13 protein-coding genes and 1 tRNA gene are annotated in these 16,616 nt (G+C 67.6%); 5 read left to right on the forward strand and 9 right to left on the reverse strand.

Translation table 11 applies throughout. From position 1 onward, the window contains the following. Position 1: 1 nt before the first annotated feature. Positions 2 to 1,924, reverse strand: a complete 1,923-nt coding sequence (locus tag ACYVBN_RS08735) for a glycosyltransferase family 2 protein (RefSeq protein ID WP_460600163.1) — start codon at positions 1,922 to 1,924, stop codon at positions 2 to 4. Positions 1,925 to 1,966: 42 nt separating this feature from the next. Further along, a complete protein-coding gene (locus ACYVBN_RS08740) occupies positions 1,967 to 3,121 on the reverse strand; it encodes a PQQ-dependent sugar dehydrogenase (protein WP_460600164.1) in 1,155 nt (384 codons plus the stop codon). A 188-nt stretch (positions 3,122 to 3,309) separates the two neighbouring features. On the opposite strand from ACYVBN_RS08740, the gene ACYVBN_RS08745 reads away from it, so the two are divergent. From ACYVBN_RS08745 to ACYVBN_RS08755, 3 genes are read left to right on the forward strand one after another with little or no spacing between them, the layout of a single operon-like run. Further along, positions 3,310 to 4,032, forward strand: coding sequence for a response regulator transcription factor (locus tag ACYVBN_RS08745; RefSeq protein WP_440281660.1), 723 nt, complete (start codon positions 3,310 to 3,312; stop codon positions 4,030 to 4,032). A gap of 28 nt (positions 4,033 to 4,060) precedes the next feature. Beyond that, positions 4,061 to 5,632: a sensor histidine kinase gene (locus tag ACYVBN_RS08750; RefSeq protein ID WP_460600165.1), complete on the forward strand. Its 1,572-nt coding sequence runs from the start codon at positions 4,061 to 4,063 to the stop codon at positions 5,630 to 5,632. After that, positions 5,629 to 6,057, forward strand: a complete 429-nt coding sequence (locus ACYVBN_RS08755; RefSeq protein WP_460600166.1) for a GtrA family protein — start codon at positions 5,629 to 5,631, stop codon at positions 6,055 to 6,057. Before ACYVBN_RS08750 ends, ACYVBN_RS08755 begins: the two co-directional genes overlap by 4 nt. 63 nt (positions 6,058 to 6,120) lie before the next feature. Here the strand turns inward: ACYVBN_RS08755 and ACYVBN_RS08760 are convergent. Further along, positions 6,121 to 6,211, reverse strand: a tRNA-Ser gene (locus ACYVBN_RS08760). Between the two features lie 204 nt (positions 6,212 to 6,415). Between ACYVBN_RS08760 and ACYVBN_RS08765 the strand changes: the two genes are divergently transcribed. Next, a complete protein-coding gene (locus ACYVBN_RS08765) occupies positions 6,416 to 8,050 on the forward strand; it encodes an LCP family protein (protein ID WP_460600167.1) in 1,635 nt (544 codons plus the stop codon). A 73-nt stretch (positions 8,051 to 8,123) separates the two neighbouring features. Next, positions 8,124 to 10,034: a penicillin-binding transpeptidase domain-containing protein gene (locus ACYVBN_RS08770; protein WP_460600168.1), complete on the forward strand. Its 1,911-nt coding sequence runs from the start codon at positions 8,124 to 8,126 to the stop codon at positions 10,032 to 10,034. A 799-nt stretch (positions 10,035 to 10,833) separates the two neighbouring features. On the opposite strand, the gene ACYVBN_RS08775 is transcribed toward ACYVBN_RS08770, so the two are convergent. The 6 genes from ACYVBN_RS08775 to ACYVBN_RS08800 all read right to left on the reverse strand — a co-directional run bounded on the left by ACYVBN_RS08775 (position 10,834) and on the right by ACYVBN_RS08800 (position 16,547). Beyond that, complete coding sequence (locus ACYVBN_RS08775; RefSeq protein WP_440283360.1) at positions 10,834 to 11,037, reverse strand: cold-shock protein; 204 nt, start codon at positions 11,035 to 11,037, stop codon at positions 10,834 to 10,836. A gap of 319 nt (positions 11,038 to 11,356) precedes the next feature. Then, positions 11,357 to 12,136: an IclR family transcriptional regulator gene (locus tag ACYVBN_RS08780; RefSeq protein ID WP_460600169.1), complete on the reverse strand. Its 780-nt coding sequence runs from the start codon at positions 12,134 to 12,136 to the stop codon at positions 11,357 to 11,359. A 50-nt stretch (positions 12,137 to 12,186) separates the two neighbouring features. Further along, the gene (locus ACYVBN_RS08785; protein WP_460600170.1) at positions 12,187 to 12,678 is read right to left on the reverse strand and encodes a nucleoside deaminase; all 492 of its coding nucleotides are present in this window, start codon (positions 12,676 to 12,678) and stop codon (positions 12,187 to 12,189) included. A gap of 118 nt (positions 12,679 to 12,796) precedes the next feature. Beyond that, a complete protein-coding gene (locus ACYVBN_RS08790; RefSeq protein WP_460600171.1) occupies positions 12,797 to 14,050 on the reverse strand; it encodes an aminopeptidase P family protein in 1,254 nt (417 codons plus the stop codon). Beyond that, a complete protein-coding gene (locus tag ACYVBN_RS08795; RefSeq protein ID WP_460600172.1) occupies positions 14,047 to 15,006 on the reverse strand; it encodes a polysaccharide deacetylase family protein in 960 nt (319 codons plus the stop codon). The genes ACYVBN_RS08790 and ACYVBN_RS08795 overlap by 4 nt, the downstream gene beginning before the upstream one ends. Then, positions 15,003 to 16,547: a purine-cytosine permease family protein gene (locus ACYVBN_RS08800; RefSeq protein ID WP_440283365.1), complete on the reverse strand. Its 1,545-nt coding sequence runs from the start codon at positions 16,545 to 16,547 to the stop codon at positions 15,003 to 15,005. The genes ACYVBN_RS08795 and ACYVBN_RS08800 overlap by 4 nt, the downstream gene beginning before the upstream one ends. Positions 16,548 to 16,616 lie beyond the last annotated feature (69 nt).

Here is a 16,616-nt window from a genome sequence, read left to right on the forward strand (position 1 = left end):
ATCAGCGCACGTCGAGGTGAGCTGTGCCGTCCTCGGCGACCGACATCGCGTACCGGGTGCGTTCCCACTTGTTGCCGCGATCGGCCCATAGCAGGTAGTAACCGGCCGCCAGGTCACCGGAGCCGGTGAGCCACGCGCTGCCGTCCTCGACGACGATCCGGGTGGACAACCGCCCGTGGGCGGCGAGGCCGCGCAACCGCTCCTGGCGCTCGTCGGCCGGCAGGTCGGACACATCCGTCTCGAGCGGTATGGCGGCCAGCTCCACCGACAGCGGCTGCGGCTCGTGCAACGCGACCTTGGTCAATCGGGCACGGAAATCGGACACCGGGCCGATCGGCCCTTCCTGCGGTGCGGCGTCGATGGCCGGCACACGCAGCGTGCCGGACAGGTCCAGGCTGAGCATACCCTTGGTGTTGCGGTAGGCGGTGCCCTGCCGGCGGCCGGTCAGCATTGCCGCCGGTGGGCATCGGGTCTCGATGCCGCCGTAGCTGCGCAATCCAAGCCAGAGCGAGCGGACTCGCAGGTCGAGGACGGCATCGGGGACCGGCGCTCCGGCCGCGGCCGTAGCCGGATCGACCACGGCCCGGGTGCGATAGCTGAATCCGGTCTCCGTCATCGTCGTCGGACCGAGCAGTTCGCTCGCAACGGGCCAGCTGACCTTGCCGCTCCGGTCCCGCAGCGCGATCTCCGTCGGCTCGGGGGCCTGGCCAGTGGACAACAGGCCGCGGGGCACGAGCGTGTTCAGCGACCAGCCCAGGTCGAGGTGTCCACCACCGCCACTTTCCGGGACGAACGAGGCCTTATCGGGATCGCTTGTCGTCCAGCGAGTTTCGAGCTCCAGGTGCAGGGCGCCGTTGCGCCATCCGACCTCCGTCGCCATGACCGTCGCGCTGAGACATTCGATCGCAAGCTCGAACGACCGGATCAACCCGGGGCGGCGCAGCCGCAACAGTCGTGCCTGCGCGCTCTGCACCGGGGTGAAATTGGCCAGCACGCCGGGTTCGCCGTACCGCTTCAACGCCTGCGCCGCTCGCTTGAGGATCATCGACTCCTCTCCCGTCAGCCGGGAGCTGGCCGCCGGGTCTTTACGTGCACGAGCCGCTAGCTGCCGGGCCGACTGCTGGATGACTCGCAGGCCGAGGTTGTGCCGGATCAGGGTGTTGCGATCGTCGTCGAACTGGGGACCGGGCAGCGTCTCACGAATGTGCTCGAAGAGGTCCTCCAGACGATCCCAGTAGTCCTGGCGGTAGGGGTCGAAGGTGTGGGTGGTCTGGGTGTCGCTCGCGTGCCAGACGTACATCGCCGTGTCGACCAGTGCCGCGACCTTTCCGTAGCGGTAGGACGACACGTTGACATACCAATCCTCCCAGAGGAAGCGCCGACCCTCGGGAAAGCGAATGTTGTGCTCCAGCAACATTCTCCGCCGGTAGAGCTTGTGGGGAACCATCGGGATCATGCGCCGCACGCCCCCTGCGAGCCGTATGTCGGGCGTATTACCGAAGTCGGCGTCCTGCAGGCTCCACCAGGCGTCGTTGGTCTTCGACTCCTTGGGCGAGACAACATCGGCGTCCTGCTCACAAGCGAATTCGTAGGCCCTGCGCAAAGCGTTAGGGAAGAGCGAGTCGTCGTGGTCCATGAAGAGCACGTATTCGCCGCGCGCCTGCTCGAGGGCCACATTCCGTGGTCGGCTCGGCCAACCGGAGTTCTCCAACTCGATCACTCGGACATGCGGCCGGTCGCGGGCGAAGTCGTGCAACCGCTGCACCGTGTCGTCACCGGATCCGTCGTCGACGAAGATCACCTCCAGCCCGCCTGGCAACGTCACCTCGTCGACCGAGTCGAAGACGCGCTGCAGCCCCGGCCCGGAACGATAGGTCGGGACGATCACGGTCACCGCGACCTCGCGATCGTCGCCGTCGGTCATATCTGCCCTTCGATCAGTCTGTTGCACGCTGTTCATCGTGCCTCATGTCGCCTGGGACGTGGCTGAGACACCGGATCGGCCTTCGGCGGAGTCGGCCGAACCGCGGAGCGCGGCCGGCTCCACCCGGAAGATCCGGTCGTCGCCCGGCCGGGGGTCGCCACGGGTGTCGGTGTTGTTGGTCAGCACCCACAGCGACCTGTCCGGTGCCACCACCACGTCCCGCAGCCGGCCGTAGGTGCGCACGAAGTACTCCTTGGAGGTGGTCGGACGGTGCACCGGCACGGTGATCAGTCGCTGCCCGCCCAGCGCCGCGAGGTAGATGGTGTCGTCCAGGATCGCCATACCGCTCGGACTGGCCTCGGAGGTCGGCCACTGCTGCACGGGGTTGCGGTATGCCGGGTCCGCCGCCCGCCCCTCGTGCACCGGCCACCCGTAGTTGCCGCCGGGGACGATGACGTTGAGTTCGTCCCAGGTGTTCTCGCCGAACTCGACCGCGAACATCGTGCGGTCTGCCGCCCACGCCATGCCCTGGACATTCCGATGCCCCATCGACCACACCGGGCTGCCGGCGAAAGGGTTGTCGCCCGGCACTCGGCCGTCCGGCTCGATCCGCAGGATCTTGCCCGCCAGACTCCTTCTGTCCTGCGCGAGTTCGCGCTGTGTGCTGTCACCGGTGGACACGTAGAGCGTGCCGTCAGGGCCGAACTCCACCCGTCCCCCGTTGTGCACCGCGCCCGCGGGTATGCCGCCCAGGATCTGCTGCCGGCCGGTGAGCCGCGCCATGCCGCCCTGCGTCACGCAGCGGTAACGGACGACGTGGTTATGGTCGTCCTCGCCGGTGTAGTAGACCGCGAGCCACCCGTCGCGCACCGCCATACCGAGCAGTCCGCCCTCACCACCGTGTTGGACATCCGGCACTTCGAGCACCTGGCGCAACCGGCCGTTCACGAGCTGCTGGATGCGCGCGTCGTCACGCTGGCTGATCAGCGGGGCACCGTCGACCCACACCACGGACCACGGTGCGTGCAGACCGGTGACGACGTCGCTGACCGCGTTGCGGTCACCGCCGCCGGGTCCGGGCGGCGAGCCGGTGCTGGCCGGCCGGTGCGCGTCGCAACCGCCGACCGCGGCCATGACGCCCGCTGCGCCCACTCCGGCCAGCAGGGTCCGTCGATCGACCGTGCGATTCGCTTCCACCGTTATCACCGCCTCGGACTCCATCATCACGCCGCGACCGCTCAGTCATACAGTTCGCGCACAGGTGAGACATAGACTCGACCACGTGCGCGCACAGTGTGCGGCGAGAGGGTGAGCAGCATGAGCGAGCGCAGCGAGCGACCAACATCGTCGGCGGATGACGACACCGGAGCAAGGAAGGCGGCGTCATGAGCGACAAATCCGGCCTGAAGCGTCCCGACGGATCGCCCGTGCGCGTCCTCGTGGTCGACGACGAGAGCAATCTGACCGAACTGCTGTCGATGGCGCTGCGTTACGAGGGCTGGGAGATCAAGAGTGCCGGTACCGGGACCAGCGCGGTGCGTACGGCGAAGGAGTTCCGCCCGGATGCGGTCGTACTGGACATGATGCTGCCCGACTTCGACGGCATGGAGGTGTTGCGCCGGCTGCGCGACGAGGACCCGACCCTGCCGGTGCTGTTCCTCACTGCGCGCGATGCGGTCGAGGACCGGGTGGCCGGCCTGACGGCCGGTGGTGACGACTACGTGACCAAGCCCTTCTCGCTCGAGGAAGTGGTGGCGCGGGTGCGCGCCCTGCTGCGCCGATCGGTGGCGATGACCGAGGACACCTCCTCCATGCTCGTCGTCGGCGACCTGCGCCTCGACGAGGACAGCCACGAGGTCTTCCGCGGCGACGATGAGATCTCCCTGACCGCAACGGAGTTCGAGTTGCTGCGCTATCTCATGCGCAACCCCAAGCGGGTGTTGTCCAAGGCGCAGATCCTGGACCGCGTGTGGCACTACGACTTCGGCGGCCAGGCCAATGTGGTCGAGCTCTACATCTCCTACCTACGCAAGAAGATCGACGCCGGCCGCACCCCGATGATCCACACCATGCGCGGCGCCGGATACGTGCTCAAACCCGCCGGTTGAGCGACCCTTCACCGTCGACCGACCCACGATGACGACCACCGCGTCCTGGCACCCGAGCCGTTGGACTCTGCGCACCAAGCTCGTCGCCTGGATGCTGCTGCTCTTCGTCGCCGTGACGCTGGCCGTCGGCGCCCTGAGCGTGTGGCAGCTGAGCCGCACGCTGAACGGTCAGTTGGACAATCAGTTGAGACAGTCGGCCGCGCGTTTCAACGGCCAGTACAGCGACACCATCGGCGGGCCGCCACCGGTCGCCGGGGAGTCGATCCGGGTCACCCTGCTCAGCTCCACCGGCCGGCTCGCCCCGTTGGCGGTGCGATACCGCGACGGCAGCACGGGCGTCGAGACGGACAACTACGTCTACGGCTTCAAGTCACCGCGCAGCCTGAGCGACAAGCAGATCGCCGTCCTGCAGGCAGCGGGCATCGGCTCCTCGCCCAAGACGGTCGAACTCGGCGGCTATCTTGGCGAATACCGAGTGATCGCAGTGCATTCCGAGGCCGGGGTGGGGATCGGACCGTCCTTGCGCAATGCCGGTGTCACCACGGTCATCGGCCTGCCGATCGGCCCCAACCGGTCGACCGTCGCCAAGACCGCGATCGCGATCGCGCTGCTCAGCGGGTCGGGCGTGATCCTGGTCGCGCTGGCGGCGACATACATCATCCGACGCAACCTGGAGCCGCTGCGGCGGGTCGCAGCCACCGCGACCCGAGTGTCCAAACTTCCGCTGTCGTCCGGCGAGGTCGTCATGCCCGAACGCGTCGAACCACGCGACACCGACGAACGCACCGAGGTCGGCCAGGTCGGCGCCTCGCTCAACGACATGCTCGATCACGTCTACCACGCGCTGAGCGCCCGCCAGGCGAGTGAGACCCAGGTGCGGCAGTTCGTCGCGGACGCCTCGCACGAACTGCGCACCCCGCTGGCATCGATCCGGGGGTATGCCGAACTCTCCCGCCGGGAGACCGAGCCGGTGCCGCAAGGGGTCACGCACGCTCTGGGCCGCATCGAGTCCGAGGCGGACCGGATGACCACGCTGGTGGAGGACCTGCTGCTGCTGGCCCGGCTCGACGCCGGCCGCCCGCTGAACTTCGAACCGGTCGAGCTGCCGCTGATCGCAATCGAGACGATCAGCGACGCCCGCGCCGCCGGGCTCGACCACCGCTGGTCGCTCGACCTGCCCGAGGAAGGCATCGAGATCGAGGCCGACGAGGCGCGCATCCGGCAGATCCTGATCAACCTGCTGGGCAACGCGCGCAAGCACACCCCCGACGGCACCGAGGTGGTCGCCGCAGTCCGGCCACAGGGCGACGGCGCGCTCCTGCAGGTCCGTGACAACGGCCCCGGCATACCTGCCGCACTCGTGCCGCACATCTTCGAGCGCTTCACCCGGGGGGACGCTGCCCGCACCCGGACCGAGGGTTCGACCGGGCTCGGCCTGTCGATCGTGTCCGCGGTGGTCGCCGCGCACCACGGCACCGTCGACGTCACCTCACGTCCCGGCGAGACGGTCTTCTCCATCTGGCTGCCGCGCCGGCAGCCGACCCCGCCGGCCAAGGCACCGGCCCCCACCGCACCGCACGACCCGCGGGTGCCGGTATGACGACGGCGCCGCGCCATACCCGGCTGAAACACCAGCTGAGCAGTTTCGCCGTGATCGGGATCGTCAGCACCGTCGCCAACGTGGTGCTCTTCTACCTGCTCAACCTCACCATGAACGCGCAGCTCGCCAACGCGTTGGCGCTCGTCGTCACCACGGTCGGCAACACCGCCGCCAACCGCCGCTTCACCTTCGGCGTGCGTTCCCGCGACGGCGCGGGCAGAGCACAGATGCAGGGCCTGGTGCTGTGGTTGGTCATGTGGGCCGCCACCGCGCTCGCGCTCTTCCTGCTGCTGCAGACCCAACCGCACGCCTCGCACACCGCGCAGTCGGCGGTGCAACTGGCCGGCAACGTGGTCGCCACGGTCATCCGCTTCGTGATGCTGCGTCGATGGTTCGCGCCCCGGCCGACGACGGTGCGAGGGTGAGTGCACGCACCGGTCCGGCACACGGAAAACCCCCGGTCGCAAGCTCCCGGGGGTTCCAGTGTGCGGAGGCGGAGGGATTTGAACCCTCGATGGGGTTTTATCCCCAAACCCGCTTAGCAGGCGGGCGCCATAGACCAGACTAGGCGACGCCTCCAGTGCTGCACCGTGCGGTGAAGCGTGGCAAGGCTACCCAAGAGACGGGCCCGAGTTCAAAACGGGTCGCCGCGTCGGACAACCGGAGACAAAGGTTCGGCGTCTACTGTGATGGGGCGCCGATTTGTGATCGGCACGATCTGTCGGTCAGACTCGTTCATCACATGATCACAGAACGGTAACGGACCATAATGAAGGCAGGCGAATGACGGGGAACGTCGGGGACGTCGGGGGACGACGTCACATACCGGATCATGACCCGGACGAGACCATCATCGCCACCCGGCAGGAACTCGTCCGGCGTCAGGCTGGGGCCCGCCCGCCCGTCGGCTCGCGAGCCGACATGCGCTCCGCACGGGCCCGGGACGTCCGGCGCGCGCTCGGCCTGACCGCACTGTCGGTGCTGCTGCCCGGTCTCGGCCTGCTGTGGACGCGCCGCAAGATGGTCGGCCTGGCGATGGTCGGCATCACCGTCATCGGCGCGATCTGCCTGGGCATCATCGTCTCCAGCGGCGGCCTCATCCACGGCACCGCACAGCTGCTCACCAAGAAGGGCCTGGTGCTGCTGCTCGTCTGCACGATCGGCGGCGGCCTGCTCTGGATCGCCGGCATCGTGCTGACCGCCATGACCACGACCGGACGGCGCTGGCCGGAGCAGACCCGGTGGATGCACCGCGTCTTCGCCACGGTCATGTGCCTGGTCGTCGCGGCACCGGCCGCGTATGCCGCACACGACGTCTGGATCACCCGCAACGCCTTCAACAACATTTTCCACGAGCGCTACACCACCAACACCGATGCGGCGACCCCCGGCGGAGGCAGCGACCCGTGGGCCGACGTGCCGCGGGTCAACATCCTGCTGTTCGGATCCGACGCCGGCGCCGACCGCATCAAGCAACGCCCGGACTCCCTGATCGTGGCGAGCGTGGACACCAAGACCGGTGACACCGTCCTGGTGAGCGTGCCGCGCAACATGGGCCACGCGCCGATCCCGGCCAGCGACCCGCTGCACAAGATCTACCCGAACGGTTTCGTCAAGCTGCCGGGTCAGACCGACCCGGCCGCCGGTCTGATGGAGAGCATCTGGCAGGCGGGCGACGATCACCGGGACCTCTTCCCCAAGGACGACCCGCAGCCCGGCCTGACCGCCACCAAGGACGCCGTCACCGGCATCACCGGCTTGGAGATCGACTACACCGCCACCGTCGACCTGCAGGGCTTCGAGCAGCTGGTCGACGCCATGGGCGGTGTCTGGGTCAACGTCAAACCGGACCCGGGGCAGACCAACCCGCAGCTCGGCATACCGATCGGTGGCCGGATCATCAACGGCCAGGTCCAGCCCGGCTCGATCACCGGCTACATCAAGCCGGGCTACCAGAAGCTCAACGGACGCGAAGCACTGTGGTACTCCCGCAGCCGCGTCGCGAGCGGTGACGACCAGCGGATGCGCCGTCAGCGCTGCATGATCAACAGCCTCATCTCCCAGGTCAACCCGTTCCAGATGGTGCAGAAGTTCCCCTCGATCATGCAGGTCGCCGCCAAGAACATCCGTCTGGACATCAGCCAGGACGACCTGCCGGCCTTCGCTACGCTCGCCGAGCGGATGAAGAGTGGCAACATGCGCTCGGTCGACATCTCCAACCCGGTCAGCAACAGCAACCCCGACTACGCCAAGATCCACGCGCTGGTGCAGAAGGCGATCACCGCCAAGCACAGCAAGAAGGCGTCGACCCCGAAGAAGAGCGGCAGTAGCAGCACCAGCTCGTCCTCGACGACGCCGTCCAGCAGCTCCAGCAGCACGACCCAGAACGCCATCAGCGACACGGCCGACTCCTGCTGATCGTGCGCTGCCGGTCAGCTGTGAGTCGTGCCCACCGCCGGGTCGTGACGGACCGATGGGGTTGGATGCAGTCATGAGTTCGCGCACTGTGCTGGGAGTCACTGCCGGAGCCCTGGTCATCGCCGGCGGGGTTGGTGGCTACATGTATTGGCAGCAGGCCGACAGTGTGCACAAGCAGGACGCTGCGGCCAGGGCCGCTGCGACACAGTTCGCGCACGACTGGTCCACGCGGGAGCTCGGCGCGGCGTCATACATCGGCACCACCAGCCAGGGCGCGGCCGCCAATTTCGCAACGGCGACCGCTGCGCTGGGCGACGGCCCGATCAAGGTCGACGTGACGAAGTTCAACCGCGACGGCGACACGGCCACCGCGACCCTGCACGTGGCGTGGACGCTCAGCGACAAGCGCACCTTCAGCTGGAACGACCCGATCGAGCTGGCCAAGCGCGGACAGACCTGGGGTGTCAAGGTCGACAACTCCACGTCGTTGTGGCACCCGAAGCTGCAGGCGTCCGACGCGTTCGTGGTGCACCAGGACCACGGACTCCGCGGCGAGATCCGCAGCACCGACGGCAGCGCGATCATGATCAACCGAACCGTCTACGACATCTCGATCGACCCGACCAAGGGCACCGACGCGTCGATCGGCCAGTTGCAGAACGTCCTCAACATCACCGGTCTGGTCGACAAGCTGCACACGGCGCAGAAGGCGCACTCACAGGCGCTGATCCCGGTGATCACCTACCGGCAGGATGACTACATCATCTACCAGAACGGCGTCGAGGGCTTGGCCGGCGTGGTGGTCCAGAGCCGCAAGCAGCCACTCGCCGAGACGCGCACCTTCGGCCAGCCGCTGCTCGGCAGTGTCGGACCGGTCACCGCGGAGATGATCAAGAAGCATCCCAACCGCTACCACGCGGGCGACATCGCCGGACTGTCCGGACTGCAGGCGCAGTATGACGACAGGCTCAGCGCCACTCCTGGCTTCACCATCACACCGCGCTCGGACACCTCCGAGGTGCTCTTCGGCAGCAAGGCCGTGAATGGCAAGAACCTCACAGTCACGCTGGACCCGCGTGTCCAGAATGCCGCCGAGAAGGCGCTGGAGTCGCAGAAGGGCAAACCCGCAGCGATCGTGGCGATCAACGTCAAGACCGGCGGAGTCAGTGCCGTGGCCAACTCGCCGACATACGGGATCGACCGCGCGCTGACCGGCCGCTACGCACCGGGCTCGCAGATGAAGATCGCCACCACCTACGCGCTGCTGACACACGGCTTCAATCCCGACACGGTGGTGCCCTGTCCCAAGTCGGTGACCGTCAACGGTTATCGCATCGGCAACTTCGAGGGCGAGACCGCCGGTAGCCCGAAGTTCAGCGAGGACTTCGCCAAGTCGTGCAACACCGCCTTCGTCAAGGCGGCGTCCGACTTCAGCGACACCGAGCTCCAGCAGGCGGCGCACGCGCTCGGCTTCGGCTCCGGGTGGGCCAAGGGCGTCGGCGTCAACGGCGTCTTCGACGGCAATGTCCCGACCGCGAACGGGCCCACGGACAAAGCGGTTTCGGTCTTCGGTCAGGGCCGGGTGCAAGGTTCGCCGCTCGCCATCGCGGTCATGTCCGGGTCGGTCGCGCGCGGTTCGACGATCCCGCCGTCACTGGTCACCACACCGGCTCCGGGCGGCTCGCACAAGGCCACCTCGCTGGACCAGAGCGCCGTGCAGGAGCTGCAGAAGCTCATGCGGTTGACCGTCACTCAAGGCACGGCGAAGGCCGTCAAGTCCGTGCCGGGCGGACCCGTCTACGCCAAGACCGGCACATCGGAGTGGGCCGAGGGCGGCAAGACCGGGGTCAACGGCTGGTTGACCGGCTGGCAGGGCAACACGGCATTCTGTGTGCTGGTCGAGGACATCCCGAAGGGCAAGAGCGGCGGCGACACCGCCGCGCCGGTTGCCGCGAAATTCCTCACCACCCTGGCCAACAGCTGAGCGGCGCCGGCGGCGTACCAAAGTCTCCCCAGGGTCGACATACGACCGGGTCCCGGCCCCGGCGGCGTACCAAAGTCTCCCCAGGGGCGACATACGACCGGGTCGCGGCCCCGGCGGCGTACCAAAGTCTCCCCAGGGTCGACATACGACCGGGTCCCAGCCCGACCACGTATCAAAGTCTCCCCAGGGTCGACATACGACCGGGTCCCGGCCCCGACCACGTACCAAAGTCTCCCCAGGGTCGACATACGACCGGGTCCCAGCCCGGGCGGCGTACCAAAGTCTCCCCAGGGTCGACATACGACCGGGTCCCGGCCCCGACCACGTACCAAAGTCTCCCCAGGGTCGACATACGACCGGGTCCCAGCCCGACCACGTACCAAAGTCTCCCCGGGGTCGACATACGACCGGGTCCCGGCCCCGGCGGCGTACCAAAGTCTCCCCAGGGTCGACAACCGACCACCCCCGGACCCCGACGACGTACCAAAGTCTCCCCAGGGTCGACAACCGACCACCCTCGGACCCCGACGACGTACCAAAGTCTCCCCAGGGTCGACACCCGACCACCCCCGGCCCCGGCGGCGTACCAAAGTCTCCCCAGGGGCGACATACGACCGGGTCCCAGCCCGACCACGTACCAAAGTCTCCCCAGGGGCGACATACGACCGGGTCCCGGCCCCGCCCGACGCGCACACAGAACGCCCCGGCAACGCTGCTGCGCTGCCGGGGCGTCCTGCTGGCCGGACCAGTGCCCGACCATGGGTGTTGCTAAATCTGGGGTGCTACTTCGAGAGGTCGATCAGACCGGAACGACGTTGGCCGCCTGCGGGCCCTTGTCACCCTGGGTGATCTCGAACTCGACGCGCTGTGCCTCTTCGAGGCTGCGGTAACCCTGAGACTGGATCGCGGTGAAGTGGACGAAAACGTCCGGACCGCCGCCATCCTGAGCGATGAAACCAAAGCCCTTTTCAGCGTTGAACCACTTGACGGTTCCCTGTGCCATTGGGGGTAACTCTCAATCTATTGTTCTTCTTCGCATGACCGCGCACCTTACGTGGCCACCTGACCGCCGAGGCATCCCCCCAATGGAGTGAACCGTCCGCTCACAAACTCGGCGCCCAACCAGTGAGTCGGGCGCCGCACCACGAGGAACTGCAACTGCAGTCGAGCCTTGACGGTAGCACGGTGAGGGTGACCGCACGGTGTCCAGCAGTTGACCGATCTCACCGACTGGGCGGGGTGTTCGCCGCCCGGGCGCGCGGACCCGTCGGGGCCCGCCGTCGTGGTCACTCCGCGCTCGTGCTCGAACGCCCGGGGGACGACTACGCGCTGCGTTGCCCCGGAGTGCCGCCCAGGGCGCGGGTGAGGTCGGCCGCCGCCAGTCGGCAGTCATCGCACAGCTGCGAAAGTCGCTCCGGGCCGACCCGATAGCGCGGCGCGGCAAGCAGGATCGCGGCGATCAGCCGCCCCCGGTGGTCGTGCACCGCGGCCGCCACACCCACCTCGTCCGGCGTCGTGTCGCCGTCGTTCACCGCGATGCGAGCTGCGCCGTGCACGCTGTCCTTCGCGGCCAGTCGCCGGTATGCCGCCGCGCTGATCGACGCGGCGGCGAAGGACTCCTCGCGTTCGTCGTCCGTCAGCGCTGCCAGGCGCACCCGGACCGATGCATCCTCGATCCGGCTGTAACGCGTGCCCAGCTCGGTGGCGTGCTTGATCGGGTTCGCGGAAGGCACCTGCTCGACGATGACCGCCGCGGACACGTCCCAGATCACCAGCGAACTGGTCTCGCCGGTCCGCTCGGTCAACGCGGTGAGCACCGGCAGCGCGGCACGGCGTACGTCGAGGTCGGCCAGCAGCGCGCCAGCGACACTGAGCAGACCGAGGCCGAGCCGGAACTTCTTGGACAGCGGGTCCTGCTCGACCAGGTCCTCCGCCTCGAGGGTGGTCATCATCCGGGAGACGGACGACTTGTGCAGCCCGATCTGCTCGGCGATCTCGACGACGCCGAGCACCGGACGGTCGGGGCTGAAGCAGCGCAGTACGGCCATCGCGGTGGCCACGGGTGACGTGCCACGCGGTGTCCTGGCGATCTGCTCGGCCATCGGCTCGCTCCTCCCCTCCCGGTCGCTTACGCTGCGGATCTCCTCGGATGCTACTTCGCATCGTCGCCCGGCAGGGTGCCGATGTCCTCGGCCCACACCCGCGGGAAGCGCTGCTGGAACTGTGCCATCAGCCCGGCACACCGGTCGTCGTCGAGCACCAGGACGGTGACCCCTCGGCTGCGCAACCACTCGAGTTCTCCTGCGAACGTGCGGTTCTCACCCACGACGACGTCGGTGATCCCGAACTGCACGATTGCGCCGGAGCACATCGCGCACGGCGCGAGAGTGGTGTGCAGGATCGTGCCGGCATACGAGCCGATGCGACCGGCCCGGCGCAGGCAGTCGATCTCTCCGTGCGCGGTCGGGTCACTGTGTTGCACCCGCTGGTTGTGGCCGCTGGCCAGCAGCGCTCCGCCGCGCTCCAGCGCCGACCCGATCGGCACGCCACCGTCGGCGAGCGACGCTTCGGCCGCCTCGACGGCGGCCTCGAACGCCGATCGTGAGAAGCGTTCGCGCAGTGCGTTCAGGTGCATGGTTGTCATCCTCCTCCGTGCCACCCGCGATGGTGGCGCATTCTCGGCCATACGACGTGCGAACGCAGCGACCGGGGGACGAGCCGGCTCCGCCGCACCAGCCCGTCCCCGGGTGTCCGGGGTGTCGTCAGGCGCTGATGATGTTCTGCTCCGGACCGAACGGGAACTTGGTGATGTTCTCGGCGCCGTCGTCGCCGACGACGAGGATGTCGTGCTCGCGGTAGCCGCCCGCTCCGGGCTCGCCCTCCGGCACGGTGATCATCGGCTCCATCGACACAACCATGCCCGGCTCGAGCACGGTGTCGATGTCCTCGCGCAGCTCCAGGCCCGCCTCGCGACCGTAGTAGTGCGACAACACACCGAAGGAGTGGCCGTAGCCGAAGGTGCGGTTGGGCAGCAAGCCGTAGCCGACGTAGATCTCGTTGAGCTGCGCCGCAATGTCCTTACAGACCGCGCCGGGCTTGATCAGCTCCAGGCCGGCCCGGTGCACCTCCACGTTGATGTTCCACAGCTCGAGCGACCGGGCGTCCGGCTCACCGAGGAAGAGGGTGCGTTCCAGGGCGGTGTAGTAGCCGGACGTCATCGGGAAGCAGTTGAGCGACAGGATGTCGCCGTCCTCCAGCTTCCGGGTGGTCGACCAGTTGTGTGCGCCGTCGGTGTTGATGCCCGACTGGAACCAGACCCAGGTGTCGCGAATCTCGCTGTTGGGGAACGTTTTGGCGATCTCATGGGTCATCGCCTCGGTCCCGGCGAGCGCCACCTCGTACTCGGCGACGCCGACCTTGATCGCCCGCCGGATCGCCTCACCGCCGAGGTCACCGATGCGCGCCCCGTGCTTGATGACCTCGATCTCCTCAGGGGACTTGATCATCCGCTGCCGCATCGCGGCCTGCGACACGTCGACCAGCTCGGCACCATCGAGTGCGGAAGCCAGCCGCTGCCGCAGCAGCAGCGGCAGCTGGTCGTCCTCGACACCGACGCGCTTGGCCGTCACGCCGCGCTGCTTGAGGGCCTGCTGGATGGCGTAGTAGTAGTTGTCGCGGTTCCAGTCGGTGTAGACGATGTTCTCGCCGTAGGAGCGGCGCCACGGCATACCGGCGTCGATGTTGGCGGTGATCGTCACCGTGTCGTTCGCCGTCACCACCATGGCGTAGGACCGGCCGAAGTAGGTGAACAGGAAGTCGCTGTAGTACTTGATCGAGTGGTATGACGTCAGCACGACGGCGTCCAGCTGCAGGTCGGACATGATCGACCGCAGGCCGTCGATGCGCCGCTCGAGCTCGGCGTCGCTGAAGGTCAGCGGCACCTTCGACCCGTTGTGCAGCACCTTCAGGCGCTCGAGGTCGGCGACGCTGGTGGCGGGGGAAGCGGTGGTCGTCATGAGAGGTCTCCTTCTGTCGAGAGGTTGTCGTGCAGGTGGCCCAGCGGGTGTCCGTCACCGCTCTGGCCGGGCTGGGGGCCGGGATCAGCGATCCGGCGATGGATCCGTATGTTGGACAAGGTGTTTGCGGTGTGCTCGGCGATCTGCTGGAGGGTTGCGAACCACACACCGTCGAGCGACGTGATGTGCTCGACCAGTTCGGAGAGTGCACTGAGCCTGGTCGGTCGCCCGGAGATGAACGGGTGGTTGGTCAGCACGAAGCAGTTGCCGGCCGTGGCCGCCACTGTCGCCTCGTCGGACCACATCTCCAGCGCCTTGCGTGGCGACTCGATGAGTCCGCTTCCGGTCCACTCCGGGTAGAAGGCGAACTGCTCCCAGTCGTCCAGGGCCCAGTCGACCGGGATCTCCACCAGATCGCGCTCGACGCCATCGGCGGACGTGAACCGATAGGGCACGTCACCGTCCAACAGGCTGGAGTCGTAGGCGAACCCGCGCTCCAGCAGCAGATCCGTCGTGCGGTAGTTGTACTCCCACCAGGGCGCGCGGTAGCCGACCGGACGGACGCCGACGCGGTCCAGGCTCTCCAGCCCCCGGTCGAGCATCTCGGCCTCCTGCGCGTCGGTCAGCGCGGTGGTCTTCTCGTGCATCCAGCCGTGGTGCGCGATCTCGTGGCCGCCGTCGGCGATCTGCTTGACCATGTCCGGGTAGAGGTCGGCCGTGTAGCCGGGCACGAAGAACGTCGCTGGTATGTCGTGGTGCTCGAGCATCGCCAGCAGCTTCGGAACCGCCACGGTGGGTCCGTAACTCTGGTGGCTCATCAGCGACATACGCCGGTGGAAGGTCGCATCGAAGGCCAGCGCACCGGCTTCCGCGTCGACGTCGAAGGTCAGCGATGCGGCGAACTTCTTGCCTTCGGGCCACGGGAAGCCCGATGGCGGGTGGAAGAGTTCTCTCACGCCGGAACCCCCTCCTCCTCGGCCCGATCGCGGACCAGAGCATCCTGCTCACAGGACTGCAGCTCTGCGACCGCCTGGTGGTCCTCGATGTCACCGCGGATCCCGAGCGGGATGCCGTCGTGGATCCGGCTCTTGAACCGTCGGTAGCCGGTGAGGAAGTAGATGCTGCCGGAGGTGACGGTGCCGGCCAGCCAGGAGAAGTCGGCGCCCCCGAGGGCGCGGGCTGCCGGTCCCTGCAGGGCGGGGATGCCGCCATACATGAACATCCAGGTCATGAACAGCCCGCAGAAGAAGGCGATGATCGCGTACTTGTTGACCGCCTTGAGGTGGGTGTCCTTGGGGTCGCGGAAGAGGTAGTCGTAGTTGCGGTGCTTGCGCTCGAAGATGAAGTAGTGCACCGCCATGATGCCGCCCCAGGTGGCGACCCAGCCGGCGATCGCGACCAGCCAGGTGTCGACCACGGTGGCGAAGTCCCCGGCGAACATGAAGCCGATCACGGCGCACATCGACAGCCCGCCGACCAGCAGCGACAGGTTGCGCCGGGAGATCTTGATGTCGAGGGCCTGGCTGGCGACGCTGAAGGTGTACATGTTGATGATGTTCGTCGCGATCGGCCCGTGGATCACCAACAGGATGATCGGGATCGCCATGGTGCCGAAGCTGCCGGCGATCAACTGGCCGGGGTCGGCCTTGGGGTTCGTGGTGGCCAGTGACGCACCCAGCGCGCCCAGCCAGATCACCGGGATGATCTGGCCCGAGACGCTGGCCAGGTAGAGCCGGCGGCGCGGGACGGTGCGACTGACGAACCGGGAGTAGTCGGGTGCGTAGGTGAACCACCCGATACCCCAGCCGATGCCGATGGCGGTCATGATCGCGGTCATCGTCGCGAAGCGCGCGGTGCCGTGCAGGCCCGCGCCCTGGTAGCCCCAGTTCACGTCGACCTTGGTCCAGGCCAGGATCGTCATGATGGTCAGCACGATCATGGTGGGTGGCATCGACCAACGTTCGAAGGCGGCGATGGCGCGGTAACCGAGGAAGCAGATGGTGACCTGCACGACCATGATCAATGCCGCGACGGCGATGCGCGCGCCATAGTTGTGCGCGTGCGGGTCCACCCAGCCGAGCAGGCCGAAGAGACTCATCACCAGGTCGAGGATGATCCAGGTGTTCACGGCGGCCCAGCCGATGGCGACGATCGCCTGTATGGCGGCCGGCAGGTAGGCGCCTTTGCGGCCGAAAGCGCCGCGGGACAACAACATTCCGGTGGCTCCGGAGCGTTGCCCGAGCAGCACGAAGAAGCCGAAGCCGAACATGCCGATGAGGTTGCCGACGACGAGCACGATCATGGTGTCGCGCAGGCTCAGCCCGAGTTGGACGCCGAGGGCGCCGAGGATCCAGTTGATCGGCGCGACGTTGGCGCCGAGCCAGATCCAGAACTGACCGGAGACCTTGGTCGTCCGCTTCGACTCGGGGATCGGCTGCAACACGTCCTCGACGTCGGCCGTCCGGCCTTCGTCGGCTGATGCATCAGTGGTTTGCATTCCGGTTCTTTCTGGGGGAAGGGATTCCGGGTGTCGGGACCCAGCGGTCCGCTGTAGCCGCCGAGACGG

The sequence above is a fragment of the Flexivirga lutea genome, assembly GCF_054778955.1.

What these genes read in the sequence shown, in the direction of transcription:
- ACYVBN_RS08735 (WP_460600163.1), bottom strand. Translation starts at nt 1,924, where the DNA reads ATGACCGACGGCGACGATCGCGAGGTCGCGGTGACCGTGATCGTCCCG.
- ACYVBN_RS08745 (WP_440281660.1), top strand. Translation starts at nt 3,310, where the DNA reads ATGAGCGACAAATCCGGCCTGAAGCGTCCCGACGGATCGCCCGTGCGC.
- ACYVBN_RS08750 (WP_460600165.1), top strand. Translation starts at nt 4,061, where the DNA reads ATGACGACCACCGCGTCCTGGCACCCGAGCCGTTGGACTCTGCGCACC.
- ACYVBN_RS08755 (WP_460600166.1), top strand. Translation starts at nt 5,629, where the DNA reads ATGACGACGGCGCCGCGCCATACCCGGCTGAAACACCAGCTGAGCAGT.
- ACYVBN_RS08765 (WP_460600167.1), top strand. Translation starts at nt 6,416, where the DNA reads ATGACGGGGAACGTCGGGGACGTCGGGGGACGACGTCACATACCGGAT.
- ACYVBN_RS08770 (WP_460600168.1), top strand. Translation starts at nt 8,124, where the DNA reads ATGAGTTCGCGCACTGTGCTGGGAGTCACTGCCGGAGCCCTGGTCATC.
- ACYVBN_RS08775 (WP_440283360.1), bottom strand. Translation starts at nt 11,037, where the DNA reads ATGGCACAGGGAACCGTCAAGTGGTTCAACGCTGAAAAGGGCTTTGGT.
- ACYVBN_RS08780 (WP_460600169.1), bottom strand. Translation starts at nt 12,136, where the DNA reads ATGGCCGAGCAGATCGCCAGGACACCGCGTGGCACGTCACCCGTGGCC.
- ACYVBN_RS08785 (WP_460600170.1), bottom strand. Translation starts at nt 12,678, where the DNA reads ATGACAACCATGCACCTGAACGCACTGCGCGAACGCTTCTCACGATCG.
- ACYVBN_RS08790 (WP_460600171.1), bottom strand. Translation starts at nt 14,050, where the DNA reads ATGACGACCACCGCTTCCCCCGCCACCAGCGTCGCCGACCTCGAGCGC.
- ACYVBN_RS08800 (WP_440283365.1), bottom strand. Translation starts at nt 16,547, where the DNA reads ATGCAAACCACTGATGCATCAGCCGACGAAGGCCGGACGGCCGACGTC.